Below are 15352 nucleotides of genomic sequence, written 5' to 3' on the forward strand. Positions count from 1 at the left end.
TCATGACTAATGTGAAAGCAAATTGTAATACCGCTTTCAGTACAATGAGAGACCCCAGAGACCGTCGTTCTTTGCATATTGGCATTGTCCTCCTCGTGGGAGGACAATCCAAGCGCATGGGATGTAATAAGCAGCTCTTGCCTTGGCGAGGCAAGACTGTTCTAGATGCGGTCTGTGGGGCTCTTCAATGTGGATGGGGCGGTCCGGTAGTATCTGGGATGTCATGTAAACTACCTTTTGTGGCGGTTACTGGTGATGATTATGAAAAACTAGAACCTATAGTTACATCCTATGGTTTTGAAGCGATTAGAAATGAGCACCCTGAGCTAGGACAAGGTGTGTCCATAGCGATGGGGGTTCGTCATTTAGTAGAAACATCGCCCATACCGCTTGATGGCATTCTCTGCTCAGTAGGGGATCAACCTCTTCTGACGAGTGCTGTCGTACATGAGGTCATTAGTGCATTTAGTGAAAACTTTCATTCGAAAACTATCGTTGTCCCACATTATGGGGCGAACTATCAATCGGGAAATCCCGTTCTCTTTGGTTCTCATTGGTTTGAATTTTTACAACAGATTCAAGGGGATCAAGGTGGCAAGACCATTATTCGTGGTGATGGCAAAGATTATGTCTTGAAATTATGGATTCGTGACGATATTGGTGATGATATCGATACACCTGATGATTTTGAGCGTTTAAAATATCGTGAAAGTGAGGCATTATGAAACCATTAGTGCTCATGCGTGGAGGCGGTGATATCGCTTCCGGCGCTGTATATAGATTGAAACGGGCGGGCTATCCCGTGGTTATTAGTGAAATTGCGATTCCTACTATGATTCGCCGCGAAGTATGTTACGGCAATGCTGTTCATCGTGGTGAAATGGTTTTGGAACGTTTTGTAGCCCGTCATGTTACCCTTAGTGAAGTGAAAGATACTTTGGCACAAGGGATAATTCCCGTTGTGACTAGTTCATACGAAGAGTTATTAGATACACTGAAACCAGCTATTGTAGTAGATGGTATTTTAAGTAAGAAGAATCTAGGTACAAAACGTGATGATGCAGAGCTTGTTATAGGTGTTGGGCCTGGATTTACCGCAGGGGATGATGTAGATGTAGTCATCGAAACGATGCGTGGTCATTCTTTGGGGCGCTGTATCTATGATGGTCCTGCTCAACCGAATACAGGCATTCCTGGTAATGTAGGTGGCTATACTCATGAACGTGTAATACACTCACCAAAGGCTGGTCTATTTACGGCAAAGCGTCATATTGGTGATTCTGTACAAGCCAATGAGGTCATTGGTTATGTCGATGAAGAGCCGGTACGGGCAAAAATTACAGGTATTCTTAGAGGCATTCTAAAGAGTGGGCTCATTGTATCGGACCATTTTAAATTGGCCGATGTAGATGCTCGTTGTGAAGAGTCTCATTGTTATAGTATTTCAGATAAATCCCTTGCTGTTGGTGGTGGTGTATTAGAGGCTGTTACTGCATGGGATTATGAAAGGAATCTAGATGGAAACAATTTATGATGTGATGAAAGACCGTCTACAGGTTACTGAAACTACCTTGATGGTTACTGTTTTATCTGGTCCTCGTCAAGGGGATAAGACTGTGTATGCCGAAGATGGTAGCGTGCTATATGGTACGGCTATTGAAGGCTTTACAGTAGATAAGGCAAAACTTAATTCTCTATGTATGGTAGGCGAAATAGAATGTTTCGTACAACCTGTAGAAAATGATCCGTCTGTTCTCGTATTGGGTGCTGGTCATGTGAGCCGAGCGATTACAGATTTACTGTTATTCATTGGATGTCGTGTCACTGTTGTAGATGACCGTCCAGAATATGTAGTCCCTGAATTCTTTGATGAACGTGTTACACGTAAATGCTTGCCTTTAGAAAACTTCAAGAACGATTTACCTCTTGATGAATATAATGGTTTTATCATTGTAACGCGTGCTCATGAGTACGATAATGTATGCTTAGAACAACTGCGCGATTATTTGCCAACCTATATGGGTGTTATGGGCAGTCAAAAGCGCATTCATTATGCATTTGAGGTGTTGCGTGAGCAAGGTTGGACGCAAGAGGAGTTAGATATGGTATATGCACCAATCGGTCTAGATCTTGGTGCACAAACACCAGAAGAGATTGCATTATCTATTGTTAGTGAATATTTGGCAGTGGTGCGTGGTAAACAAGGCGGCTCATTGCGGAAAGGTAGAGTGAGCCATGAATCGTGAGTTTATTGAATATCTTAGTGAGCGTAAAAATGAAACATTAGCTGTTGCTACTATTTTGTATACCCGTGGATCTACACCTCGTAAAGCTGGTACATCTATGGTTGTATTCCCAGATGGTTCCATCTTTGGCACTATCGGTGGTGGCCGAGCAGAAAATGAAATTCGCCTCAGTGCAGTTGATTCTTTGAATAAAAAAGAAGCGCACCGTCGAATTGACGTATTACTCGATGATGATGTAGCTGTCAAAGAAGGTATGGTTTGCGGCGGTCAAATGGATGTGTGGATTGAAACACAAAACATTTAAGCGCTCAAAGGGATTGCTTTAAAATGCATATATATAATATCTGTTTTATAGATTAATATATTTATATGGCAAAAATCTCATGGAGGAACTGTTTCTAAATTTACAGTACTTTCAAAATGAGTTAAAATATAAGGTACAGTCATAGAATTGACTGCACCTTATTATTTTGTATAAGGAGTTATTTTTATGCATATTGACGCACTTATACGTACCTTTAGGCTACTTGACATCCTTGATATTCTTGTTGTTGCTATTGGTATTTATTATTTATATAAAATGCTTAAAGATACACGGGCTGTTGCCCTTTTAAAAGGCATCGTGTTCTTAGCAATAATAAATTTGATTAGTCATCTGTTCAATCTATATGTTATTAACTGGATATTGCAACAAAGTATGACTGTACTTCTCTTTGCCTTACCAGTCGTGTTCCAACCTGAATTACGCCGTGCTCTTGAGCAACTCGGTCGCGGCCGTATCTTCAGCAAGGCTCAAAATGTAACAGAAGAGGAAATGGATATGGCTATCAATGAAGTGATGGCGGCGGCACGCGTTATGTCCCGTGAACATACGGGCGCACTTATCGTGTTTGAACGCGAAGTAGGTCTTAATGACTTTGTAGATACAGGTATCTTAATGGATGCTGTATTGAGCCGTGAATTAATTAAAAATATTTTCGTACCGAGCACACCGCTTCATGATGGGGCTCTTATCATTCGCGATGGTCGCATTCGTGCAGCTGGTTGCTTATTACCGCTTACTGAAGATCGTACGTTGAGTACTGAACTAGGTACACGTCATCGTGCAGCTATCGGTTTGTCTGAACAAACTGATGCGGTAGTTGTCGTTGTCAGTGAGGAAACAGGTACGATTTCTTATACTTATGGTGGTCATATTTATCGCCATTTACCAGAGGATCAAATTAAGGAGGCTTTACGCACCTTTATGGAACGCCCTCGTCAAACCATTACTAGTGTGTGGAAATGGAGGGCAAACAAATGATGATTCATCTAAAACGAAATTGGCCTGCTAAGTTATTATCCTTGCTAGCGGCTATCGTCATGTGGTTCTTTATCATACAGGATCAGAACCCTGTGATGGAGGTGACCTATACTGTGCCTGTACAGGTTCAAAACCTCAACTCTGACTACATAATAGAGGATGCACCAGATATGGTACGTGTTGTCTTGTTTGGCCCTCGAGATACGATTATTTCGATGAAGTCAGATAATCTTCGCGCTTATATTGATGCGTCTGGTGTGAAACCAGGTCAAAATAATGTGACTATTAACTTTACGCCTCCTGCAGGCATGAGCCTTGTGGAAGTAAAACCAGATAGTATTACTATTAATGTTGACGAGTATGCTGAAAGAAAGGTTCCTGTTGAAATTGTTCCAATCGGCAAATTCTCTGATGACATCGCTTTGAAATCAGTAACGATTGTACCAAAAGAGGTAACTGTGTCTGGGCGCAAGCAACAAGTTAATGCAGTGATCAAGGTTGTTATGAAAGTCAATGTGGCGGGACAAACTAAGAACTTCAGTGCTGTAAGTACGTTAGAGGCTTGGGATTCAGCTGGCAATGTATTGGATGTACATATCATTCCAAATCAAGGTCAAGCACAATATGAGCTTAATTTGTTACGTAAGGACAAAGCTGTTTCTATTACGGTTCCTACAGTGGGGACAGTAGCGGATGGTTATGAAATCAAATCTACTTCCACTACACCTGCACAAGTAACTATTACGGGCCGAGAAGAAATGATAGACGCTGTGTCTGAAATTCAAACGGAATCAATTGATGTGTCTGGGGCTACTCAAAGTATTCAAGGGTCTTACAATTTAGTATTACCTAGTGGTATCAATAGTAATTCTTCTACGGTACAAGTTAAGATAGAAATTCAAAAGAAAGCTACTTAATGTGAGATTTAAAAGAAGGTCCTAATGGAGTATCATTTACATACTCTGTTAGGACCTTTTTATTAATTCTATACTAGCTTTTATAGTAGTGTTGTATAATAAAGATGTATGACCATTTTCTTGTAGGTCAGTTGTTAGGAATTTAGGTCAAATAATAAAGATATAAGCTACCCATGAAGGGTCGCCGAAATAGGATAGATATGATTAGAATAATAAACCTCCGCGTGGCTGTTACGGTCAAGTCGGATATAAAGGATATTGTAGAAAAGAAATATCCCCAATTAAGAGGCGCTATTGAAACGATTCACGTTGTACGACGTGCTGTAGACGCTCGCAAAAAACCAAATATTGTCTTTGTATATACTTTGTTTGTTGAAGTTCATAACGAAGCTCAAATTATGAAAAAATTAGGCAAACAAAAGGATGTATCTGTATTTACAGCAGAAGATCCAGAGCCTATCGTTTATGGAAATGTGCCATTAGCACATCGTCCCGTAGTTATGGGCTTTGGTCCGGCAGGTATGTTAGCCGCATTTTACCTTGCCCGTGAAGGCTACCGTCCTATCGTTCTTGAACGAGGTCAAGATGTCGATACTCGTAGCAAAGATGTAGAAACATTTTGGAAAGACGGTGTGTTTAAGCCTGAATCGAATGTACAATTTGGCGAGGGCGGTGCCGGTACTTTCTCGGATGGTAAATTGACAACTCGCGTTACCCATCCTAGATTGCACGAAATCTCCAAATATTTTGTAGAGTTCGGTGCTCCTGAGGAAATATTATATAAACATAAACCGCACGTAGGAACAGATAAGTTGCGCACCATGGTAAAATCTATGCGTGAACGTATTATCGAATGGGGCGGTGAAGTTCGATTTGGTGCAAAAGTAACTGATTTGTTTATTGAAAATGACCATATCGTAGGTGTTGAAGTTAATGGTAATGAGCGTATCGATACCATAGTTGTACTTTCTGGAGTAGGTCATAGTGCACGCGATACGTATGAAATGCTACATAAACGAAATGTAGAAATGACGGCAAAACCATTTGCTATTGGCGTTCGTATTGAGCACGATCAAGCTGTAATTGATGAGTCCCAATATGGTGTAGAACCATCCAGCTTGGGCCTTGGTGCGGCAGAATATTCTCTCGTATACCACGATAAAGAAACAGGCCGTACAGCGTATAGCTTCTGTATGTGCCCAGGTGGTCAAGTGGTAGCGTCTGCCTCTGAAAATGGTGGCGTTGTTGTAAATGGCATGAGTTTGTATGCTCGTGATAGCGGTGTTGCGAATAGTGCTATCGTAGTTAATGTAGGTCCTGATGACTTTGGTACACATCCACTCAATGGCGTTGCCTTCCAACGTGAATGGGAACGTAAAGCTTATGAGTTGGGCGGCTCTAACTTCCATGCGCCAGCGCAAACAGTAGGTCAATTTTTGGGGCTTTCACCATCACCTAGCGTACAAGATAGCACGTATAGCTATGAACCAGGCGTAGTGAACTGCGATTTACATGATTGTTTACCGCCATTCGTTACATCTGTATTAGAACGGGCGTTACCATATTGGGGCCGTCGCATTCATGGATTCGATGATCCTGCCGTATGCATGACAGGCGTTGAAACTCGTACCTCTGCACCACTACGGATGGGGCGCAACGAAGAGCGTGTTTCTCCAACTGTAGGTGGATTCTATCCTATGGGCGAGGGTGCTGGCTACGCTGGTGGCATCATGAGCGCAGCCCTCGATGGGGCAGAAACAGCCATTTTATGTATGGCGAAATACGCAAAACCAAACTAGTTGGTAATATACTGTGAAGGGAACTACAGTATAGATTCATACTGTTTATGTAATATAGTTGTAACTCTATAGTAGGTATATATGCTTTCTATATTGTGATATAATACACAACAGTAACTATTAAAAATAATAATCAACGGTTAATATATAGACTTGTGACACATTCACAAATCCCTAGAGGAGGATAATTATGGCTCGTTTATTTGGTACAGATGGTGTACGTGGTGTTGTTAATGAATTTTTAACACCTGAATTAGCCTATCATTTAGGCCGTGCTGCGGCTACATATTTTGGTAAGGAAAAAGAACATCCTACATTCTTGATTGGTCGCGATACGCGTATTTCTGGTTCTATGCTTGAAAGTGCATTAGCATCGGGCATTTGCTCTGTAGGTGGCAATGTAGTAATTGCAGGTGTAGTGCCTACTCCAGCAGTAGCATACCTTGTACGTGAACAAGGATTTGATGCAGGTGCTGTTATTTCTGCATCCCACAATCCATATCCAGATAATGGCATTAAATTCTTTGATGGTAATGGCTATAAATTGCCAGATGAAGTGGAAGATGAGTTAGAAAACTATGTGCGCCAAAGTGCAGATAATGAGTTGGCTCGTCCTACAGGGGACGGCATTGGTAAAATTGAGTACAATAGTAATTTGGCTCATTTATACGCTCATTTTGTGCGTCACACTATTGATACATCCCTTGATGGGTTGACTATCGTGTATGATGGTGCCAATGGTGCCGCTTCTAGCGTAGGTCCAGAAATCTTGTCTGGTCTTGGAGCAAAGGTTATCAATATCAATGTTAATCCAGATGGTTTAAATATCAACCATCACTGTGGTTCTACGCACATTGAAGGCTTGCAAGTGGCTGTACAACAACATAATGCAGACCTTGGTATTGCTAATGATGGCGATGCTGACCGTTGTTTATTGGTTGACGAAAAAGGCCAAGTCCTCGATGGTGACCAAATCATGTTGTTATGTGCTCTTAAGTTAAAAGAAGAAGGCAAACTTAAAGACGATACTGTTGTTGGTACCGTTATGAGTAATATTGGCTTCCACAAAGCAGCTGAAGAACTCGGTATGAAAACCGTTTCCACTGCTGTTGGTGACCGCTATGTATTGGAATACATGCGTGAACACAATCTTTCCATTGGGGGCGAACAATCTGGTCACGTCATCTTCTTAGACCATAATACAACTGGTGATGGCATGTTGACTGCTGTTCAAGTAGCGGCTCTTGTAAAAGAAAAAGGCCAACCACTTTCTGAATTGGCTGGCATTATGACAAAATACCCACAAGTTCTTGTGAATGTTCGTGTTGCTACAAAAACAGGTTGGGAAGATAACGATATTATTAAAGCTGCTATTGTAACAGCAGAAGGTGAACTTGGTGATGAAGGTCGTGTACTTGTACGTGCATCTGGTACAGAACCACTCATTCGCGTTATGGCTGAAGGCCCTGATCAAGAAGAACTACAATCCTTATGTCAAGAAATTGCTGATATTATCGGTAGAGAACAAGGGTTGGCTGAAAAGTAGGGTGTGAGGCGGCAGAGGAGCTTGCGACGATGAAGCCCACACATCACTTTGTTCCGAGCGTAAGATTTTTCAACGCAAAATCCACAGCGAGGAACCATCTTTACTGAGATTAATCCTATGGATTTTAATAATTGTGAATCCATTCTACAACTTTTATATTAAAGGTATGCCCACCAATATATGTCCCTTTGCTCCGTACTACCTGAAGTCGCTGCAGGAACATATATTGGCGGGCATTTTCTTTATATGTATTTTAGGTGGCTACCGAATGGATTCGTCACTAGTGAGTCGTTATTTATCAGCTACAACGAGTTTGTATCCATTCAAGTGAATGTTACTGCCTGTTGTGTCTTCGTTCGTTAAGGATTTTACATAGCTGTCGCCAGTGAGTGTCCAGCTAGAGTCTTTGCTGAGTTTTACTGTAACTTCTTTAGCTGTGTTGTCTGTGTTGATAGCTCCTACGAGACTAGAGCCATTTGTCATATCTAGTGCGATAGTACTGATGGAGTCAGCTACGATGTTACCGCTTAGTTCTTGGTTAGAGGCGCGGAGTGTGAGGTGACCGCCGTTTTCACCAGTATTGCCCCAGCGGGAGTCTGCCGCTGCTTTTACTAGAGTCGTAGTATTTGGCATTAAGATTGTATTACCAGTAAGGTCTACTTCAGCCGTAGTGTTATTTACATAGATGAATGCACCTGTGGAGTGTGTTGTGAGTGTATTATTTTCTGCTTTAAGGCGTGCAATACCGCTTTCAGCATCACCGGAGAAGCTTTGGTAGAGCATGAAACCATTATCTTTGTGGCCAGTTACGTTTGAGTTCGTAAGGGTAATGGAGTTTTTGCCTTCTACAACGCCAATTTCACTGTTATTAGCTACGCCATTCACATTGTTAGCTGTAATATTACCAGTGGAATAGATAACAGGACTGCCTGCACCAGAGGTTGTCAGTTTAGCAGCTTCTGCAGTAATCGTACCTTCGCCACGATCAGTAGCAAGGGTCGCAGAGTGGGCACCTTCAGTAGTAATCGTTAGATTTTTGCCATTTACGGTGCCTTTGTACGTAGCATCTAGACCACGAGAGGAATCGCTTTTAGTGTGAATATTAGTATTCTCTACATTGATAACAGAGCCTTCACCGGTAGCAAAGACCGCATTGGAACCATTAGAGTTAGATGTAATATTGCTACCTTTAATATTGATTTGGCTACCATCAATACCCAATACTACGGCATTTTGACCTCGAAAATTACTATTGTCATCGCTTGTTGTATTCCCCGTTTTATCAAATACGCTATTTTCGATGTTTACGACTGCCTTATTTTTAGCAATAAAAGCATTTTGATCAGGAGTTGTGTTGGTAATCAATTCATGGGCCATAGATTTATCTTCTGTTACTACAGACGTACCTGTGAAAGTACTAGGATCTACTTCAGCTTGTGGTGCCATGCCAGCAGGTGCTCCATTTTGCATATCTGCAGGAGGGGCTCCGTTTTGATGTCCATTTGGAGGCGCTGTTGGCGGTTGCCCTGCAGGTGGGTTACCATGTGGAGCTCCGTTGGGCGGTGTACCGATTTGTGCAGGTGGTGTTGGCACTTGTTCTGTTGTCGTTACAGTAGTTGCGTTAATTGTAGTTTGAGTGTCTGCCGCCAATGTGGGAATGATGGCTAATGTAGAGAGTGCCGCTCCTAAAACTGCGGGTAGAACCCAACGACGTAATTTTCTGTATTGTATATTATTTTTATGTGTTGAATGTTTCTTTTTTATAGTTGTTTTATTCATAATAATCATCTCCAAATTCTATAAATATATTTTGAGAATATAACAAAATCTAATTGCGTAAAATTTAGATTGATAGCAGTATAATTTCTTACAATGAAAATATCGTGAAGTACAGAAGAAATCTTTTTTGGTTGTTTCTGAATTAGGTTCGGAGGTTTACATCTTATCGATTTTTTTAGTATAATATAGCTCAGTACATAATTCATATTTGTACTAATTCTGCCGTATATCATAGAAAGGAAATCCGAATTCGTAAAGGCGAATAGCGCAAGTACCCGCGAAGGCAGTCGTTAGGGTAGACGAGGTGAAGAGTGATCGAATCATCAGCGGATGCTCTTCCGGCACATTCATGTCGTAACAGATATTAAAAATCCCATCGGTAACGATGGGGACAAAGTATATCTGAATGAATTGTATTAAATAATTAATACATAATTAGAACGTTAATTTAGAAGATTAATTTGTTAGCCTTAGTTATTGGCTGGGGCTAGAATGCCCCCAGTTATAGGAGGATATATTTATGTGTGGTATCGTAGGATACATTGGCTTTAATCAAGCATCTGATTTTTTATTGGACGGTATGGCAAAGTTAGAATACCGTGGTTATGACTCTGCAGGCATCGCAGTTATTGGTGCTGAAAATGTAATCAAAATTCAAAAGAAGGTTGGCCGTCTTGCTAATCTTGAGGCGATTGTAAAAGCAGATCCTAATGAAGGAACTATAGGTATTGGTCATACTCGTTGGGCTACACATGGGCGTCCATCCGATATGAACGCCCATCCTCATGCATCTGAAGATGGTAAATTTGCTGTTGTTCACAACGGTATTATCGAAAACTACATGCCTTTAAAAGAGGAGCTTATCGAAAAAGGGTACCATTTCAAATCTGAAACGGATACAGAAGTAGTAGCTCACTTGTTAGAAGATATGTATGATGGAGATTTCGTAGGTACTGTACGTCGCATGCTCGATCGTGTTGACGGTGCGTATGCACTTGAAATCATCTGTGCTGATGAGCCAGACAAAATTATTTGTACTAAAAAAGAAAACCCATTGGTTATCGGTCTTGGCAAAGGTGAAAACTTTGTTGCCTCCGATATCCCAGCTATCATTAACTACACGCGCGATACTTACATCTTGAGCGATGGCGAATTGGCTATTGTGACTCGCGATAATGTATCCGTATTTGACCGTGCAGGTAACCCTGTTGATAAAGAAGTATTCCACGTAAGTTGGAATGCAGAGGCTGCTGAAAAAGGCGGTTATGAACACTTCATGTTAAAAGAAATTCATGACCAACCTAAAGCCGTTCGCGATACATTTGGTACACATATCTCTGAAGATGGAAAAACAGCAATCTTTGATGAGTTGAATTGGACTGCTGACGATGTAGCAGCTTTCAATAAAATCCTCATCGTTGCCTGTGGTACTGCATATCATGCAGGTCTTGTCACTAAACAATATATTGAAAACTTGGCGCGTATTCCTGTAAGTGTGGAAATCGCATCCGAGTACCGTTACAGCAATCCATTGACTGATGACAAAACATTATGTATCGTTATCAGCCAATCCGGTGAAACATCCGATACATTGGCAGCGTTGAAAGAGGCTAAACGCCTTGGCGCTAAATCTTTAGCCATCACAAACGTAGTAGGCTCCAGTATTTCCCGTGAAGCAGATAACACAGTTTACACATGGGCTGGCCCTGAAATCTCTGTAGCGTCTACAAAAGCGTACACTACTCAATTAGTAGCAGGCTTGTTGTTCGCTGTATACCTTGGCCAATTGAACGGTAAAATGGATCCAGCTGTAGGTGAAGAAATCCTTAGTGGTGTTCGTAACTTGCCTACATTGATTCATGAAATCTTTGAAGTAGATGAAGATATGAAAGCTTTTGCTAAACATTATGGCTTCAAATCTGATGCGTTCTTCTTGGGTCGTGCTATCGACTATGCAGTAGCGATGGAAGGAGCTTTGAAATTGAAAGAAATTTCTTACATCCACGCTGAAGCATACGCTGGTGGTGAGTTGAAACATGGTACGTTAGCGCTTATTGAAGAAGGCGTGCCTGTTATTGCATTGGCTACACAAGAGGATGTGTACGATAAGATGATCAGCAACATCCGTGAAGTAAAAGCGCGTGAAGCTGTTGTAATCGGTATCGGTATGAAAGGTGACGAAGAATTATCTAAACACGTAGACCATACAATCTATGTGCCTCGTGCGAATAAATTTATCGCTCCAATTCTTGCTGTTGTACCGTTACAATTATTAGCGTACTACGCAGCGATTACTCGCGGCGCAGATGTAGATAAACCACGTAACTTGGCTAAATCTGTAACCGTAGAATAATATATATAACCAACAGTGCTTCGGCACTGTTGGTTTATTTCAATATAGGGAGACTATTATGGCAGTTATATTTTCCGGCATCCAACCAAGTGGGGAGTTAACACTTGGTAACTATTTGGGGGCTTTACGTAATTTCTTAGACTATCAAGATACTGATGAATGTTATTATTGCATCGTTAACCAACATGCGATTACTGTACCGCAAAATCCAAAAGAGTTATTCCAAAATACTCGTAATTTGGCTGCGTTATACCTTGCAGTTGGTCTCGACCCTAAAAAGGTAACATTGTTCGTGCAATCCGAAGTGCCTGAGCATGTTAAACTTGGTTGGGTTATGCAATCTATTAGCTACGTAGGTGAATTAGAGCGTATGACACAGTATAAGGATAAGTCTCAAAAGCAAGGTGACTCTATTCCTACAGCATTGCTTACGTATCCACCATTGATGGCGGCCGATATTTTGCTATATGGTACGAACTATGTTCCTGTAGGTGAGGATCAAAAACAACATCTTGAGTTGACTCGTAATTTGGCAGAGCGTTTTAACCGTAGATTTGGTGAAACTTTTGTAGTACCTGATATCAAGGTAGGTGAAGGTGGTGCTCGTGTTATGAGCTTGCAAGAGCCAACTAAGAAAATGAGTAAATCTGACGATAACCAAAATGCAACGATTCGCCTTTTGGATGCACCAGATTTGATTGTGAAAAAATTGAAACGCGCTCAAACTGACTCTGATAATGCAGTGCGTTACGATAAAGAAAATAAACCTGGCATTTCTAACTTGATGGGTATTTATCGTGCTATCACAAAAGACAGCTACGAAGCCATTGAAGAAATGTACGCAGGTAAAGGTTATGGCGTGTTCAAATCCGACATTGCTGACCTTTTAGTAGCAACCCTTGAACCAATTCAACAACGCTATAATGAATTGATTACAAGTCCTGAACTCGATATTATTCTCGATGAAGGTGCTGCTAAGGCACAAGCTAAAGCGAGTGTAATGTACCGCAAGGTAGAACAAGCTATGGGCTTGTGCCGTAAATAAAAACATATAGTAGACTTTCAATTTGTGAGGAAAACCATGACGAAACAAGAGGCGATGGAACGCTTTTCATCAGGTGCCGTACAACAGAGCTTAGAAATACATCGCGGAATCCAATGGACCGGTCGCATCATCGGTCTTGTGGTATGTGCGTTAATCATAAAATATATGCCTTCAGACTGGGCAGAACGAGTATGGTATTATCTCTTGTTACTCGTCATATTGTGGACCCTTCATAGATTAGGTGAAAGTCAAGCTTTTATCTGTGAAAAGGGCCTCGTGTTAAAGCGGAGGACTTTTTCTGTGAAAGAATACTTTCACAGTCTCTTTAATGGGGATGAATATTTTGTCTTTGTCGATTATGATCATATTATCGGTTTTACTGAAGGGTGGCGTGAGTTACAGGCTATGAACGGTCATGGTGGTATTTATGTAATACCTCTTGATTTAACTCAAGTACCATATAAGGATAAAATGGCTATGATAGAGGCCATCCATAAGCATACTCAGTCATAACAATCAGGCAATTTATTAAATAAATCATTGTAAAACTCACAAATGACTGTGTTTAAAATGTATTTTTAAGTATATAGATGCACCGATTAGAGACTGTAGATTCATAAACTAAAAATACAAAAATTCATTAAATTAGCTATTTACAACTTTAATGAACTAAAGTATAATACAATCATCGGGTACAGAAAACGAACTGTACAAATCATAAAACTTTGTAGAGCTTAGGCGATAACGCCGTGGAGGATAGTTATGAATTGGAAAAAGATGATGGCTGTTGGCCTTGCAGCAGTGTCTATGATGGTATTTGTAACGGGATGTGGTAGTGATACTAAAACTGCTAATACAGAATTGCCTAAGAAAATTGTCATTGGTTTAGATGATAGCTTCCCTCCAATGGGCTTCAAAGATGATAAAGGCGAAATCGTAGGCTTTGATATCGACATGGCAAAAGAAGCAGCTAAACGTGCTGGCATGGATGTAGAGTTCAAAGCTATCGACTGGTCCAGTAAAGAAGCTGAATTGAAATCTAAAAAAATCGACGCATTGTGGAATGGTTTGACCGTATCTCCTGAACGGGAGAAAAATATTTTGTTCTCTGATGTATATATGCAAGATAAACAATACATCATCGTTCGTAATGAAGATGAGTCCATCAAAGGTAAGGCTGATCTTGCTGGTAAAGTAGTTGGCGTACAACAAGCTAGTACTGGTGAAGCTGCATTACAAAAGGATGAAAGCGGTAAAACTGTTAAAGAAATTAAATCCTATGCTGATTTCGTAAGTGCCTTCATGGATCTTGGCATTGGACGTGTAGATGCGGTTATTGCTGATGGCGTTATTGCTCGTTACCTCATGACAAAAGAACCTGGTAAATACAAAATCGTAGAAGGTACTGATTACGGTGTAGATAACTTTGCTGTTGGTTTCCGTAAAGAAGACACTGCTTTACGTGACAAAATCAATGGTATCTTAGCTGAAATGAAAAAAGACGGCACTGCTGATAAAATCGCTGAAAAATGGTTAGGCTCTGGCGCAGACCTTGATAAGAGCGATGTTAAATAGTACGATTCGTGGTATACTAATAGTACTATGGTCAGTAGGTACAACTGATAATTAAAGAACGAAATGTACACTAGAGAAGAGGCCAGCAGCCTCTTCTCTAGTCGTGTTTTGAAGGAGTATTCCATGTTAGATTATTTATTGCAGATTATCCCAACTATCGCTGAGGGTTTAAAGGTAACCGTATCTTTATTCTGTATTGTATGGATTCTATCTATTCCAGGCGGTATATTATTGGCCATGTTGCGCCTATCTAAATTGCCTTTAGTAGATAAACTAGTAGACGCTTTCGTGTACTTAATGCGTGGCACACCGTTGATGTTACAAATTTTATTCGTCTATTATGCGTTACCAATCATCACAGATGGTTCCATTCAGATGGATGATGCGACGGCAGCAGTTCTTACTTTCGTATTAAACTACGCAGCTTATTTATGTGAAATTTTCCGCGGTGGTATTCAATCCATCCCTCGTGGGCAATACGAAGGGGCAAAGGTACTTGGTTTTACGTACTCTCAAACTATGCGCAAAATCATTTTGCCACAAATGTTTAAACGCGTATTGCCACCGCTTGCGAACGAAACGATTAACTTGTTGAAAGATACATCTCTCGTGTATGTATTAGCGATGAATGATATCTTGCGTATTACGAAGTCTATCGTACAACGTGACTTTGATATTTCTGCATTCCTCGTGGCAGCAATATTCTATTTGATCTTTACTTTTATTTTGACGAATATCTTCAACTACTTAGAACGAAGATTTGCTGTATACGAAGATTAATCTAATTCT

At 40.7% G+C, this 15352-nt stretch carries 14 protein-coding genes; 13 read left to right on the top strand and 1 reads right to left on the bottom strand.

Features of this window, described 5'->3' with window-relative positions; all coding sequences use genetic code 11:
* Positions 1–2: 2 nt before the first annotated feature.
* The 8 genes from RWZ05_RS06725 (at position 3) to glmM (ending at position 7811) form a co-directional block, all read left to right on the top strand.
* Complete coding sequence (locus RWZ05_RS06725) at positions 3–725, top strand: nucleotidyltransferase family protein (protein WP_314643093.1); 723 nt, start codon at positions 3–5, stop codon at positions 723–725.
* On the top strand, positions 722–1534 hold the full coding sequence (gene yqeB, locus RWZ05_RS06730; protein WP_314643094.1) for a selenium-dependent molybdenum cofactor biosynthesis protein YqeB: 813 nt from the start codon (positions 722–724) through the stop codon (positions 1532–1534). The genes RWZ05_RS06725 and yqeB overlap by 4 nt, the downstream gene beginning before the upstream one ends.
* Positions 1518–2246: an XdhC family protein gene (locus RWZ05_RS06735; RefSeq protein WP_298708214.1), complete on the top strand. Its 729-nt coding sequence runs from the start codon at positions 1518–1520 to the stop codon at positions 2244–2246. Before yqeB ends, RWZ05_RS06735 begins: the two co-directional genes overlap by 17 nt.
* On the top strand, positions 2236–2550 hold the full coding sequence (locus RWZ05_RS06740; RefSeq protein WP_012863865.1) for an XdhC family protein: 315 nt from the start codon (positions 2236–2238) through the stop codon (positions 2548–2550). The genes RWZ05_RS06735 and RWZ05_RS06740 overlap by 11 nt, the downstream gene beginning before the upstream one ends.
* Before the next feature lie 186 nt (positions 2551–2736).
* A complete protein-coding gene (gene cdaA / locus RWZ05_RS06745; RefSeq protein ID WP_314643095.1) occupies positions 2737–3549 on the top strand; it encodes a diadenylate cyclase CdaA in 813 nt (270 codons plus the stop codon).
* The gene (locus tag RWZ05_RS06750) at positions 3546–4466 is read left to right on the top strand and encodes a CdaR family protein (RefSeq protein WP_314643096.1); all 921 of its coding nucleotides are present in this window, start codon (positions 3546–3548) and stop codon (positions 4464–4466) included. The genes cdaA and RWZ05_RS06750 overlap by 4 nt, the downstream gene beginning before the upstream one ends.
* A 200-nt stretch (positions 4467–4666) precedes the next feature.
* Complete coding sequence (locus RWZ05_RS06755) at positions 4667–6265, top strand: FAD-dependent protein (RefSeq protein ID WP_314643097.1); 1599 nt, start codon at positions 4667–4669, stop codon at positions 6263–6265.
* Positions 6266–6455: 190 nt separating this feature from the next.
* Positions 6456–7811 carry a phosphoglucosamine mutase gene (glmM, locus tag RWZ05_RS06760; RefSeq protein ID WP_314643098.1) on the top strand — a complete coding sequence of 452 codons (1356 nt, stop codon included), beginning with the start codon at positions 6456–6458 and terminating at the stop codon, positions 7809–7811.
* Between the two features lie 291 nt (positions 7812–8102).
* Here the strand turns inward: glmM and RWZ05_RS06765 are convergent, their stop codons facing one another.
* A complete protein-coding gene (locus RWZ05_RS06765; RefSeq protein WP_314643100.1) occupies positions 8103–9590 on the bottom strand; it encodes a hypothetical protein in 1488 nt (495 codons plus the stop codon).
* A 520-nt stretch (positions 9591–10110) separates the two neighbouring features.
* On the opposite strand from RWZ05_RS06765, the gene glmS reads away from it, so the two are divergent.
* From glmS to RWZ05_RS06790, 5 genes are all read left to right on the top strand, one after another.
* Positions 10111–11943 (top strand): glutamine--fructose-6-phosphate transaminase (isomerizing), encoded by a 1833-nt coding sequence (glmS, locus tag RWZ05_RS06770; protein ID WP_314643101.1) that lies wholly within the window; start codon positions 10111–10113, stop codon positions 11941–11943.
* A 58-nt stretch (positions 11944–12001) separates the two neighbouring features.
* On the top strand, positions 12002–12988 hold the full coding sequence (gene trpS / locus RWZ05_RS06775; RefSeq protein WP_314643102.1) for a tryptophan--tRNA ligase: 987 nt from the start codon (positions 12002–12004) through the stop codon (positions 12986–12988).
* A 36-nt stretch (positions 12989–13024) separates the two neighbouring features.
* Positions 13025–13501, top strand: a complete 477-nt coding sequence (locus RWZ05_RS06780; protein ID WP_314643104.1) for a hypothetical protein — start codon at positions 13025–13027, stop codon at positions 13499–13501.
* A gap of 249 nt (positions 13502–13750) precedes the next feature.
* A complete protein-coding gene (locus RWZ05_RS06785) occupies positions 13751–14563 on the top strand; it encodes an amino acid ABC transporter substrate-binding protein (RefSeq protein ID WP_314643105.1) in 813 nt (270 codons plus the stop codon).
* Between the two features lie 123 nt (positions 14564–14686).
* Positions 14687–15343 carry an amino acid ABC transporter permease gene (locus RWZ05_RS06790; protein WP_314643107.1) on the top strand — a complete coding sequence of 219 codons (657 nt, stop codon included), beginning with the start codon at positions 14687–14689 and terminating at the stop codon, positions 15341–15343.
* Positions 15344–15352 lie beyond the last annotated feature (9 nt).

Origin of the sequence: uncultured Veillonella sp. (assembly GCF_963543145.1) — a bacterium.
Taxonomy (GTDB): domain Bacteria; phylum Bacillota; class Negativicutes; order Veillonellales; family Veillonellaceae; genus Veillonella.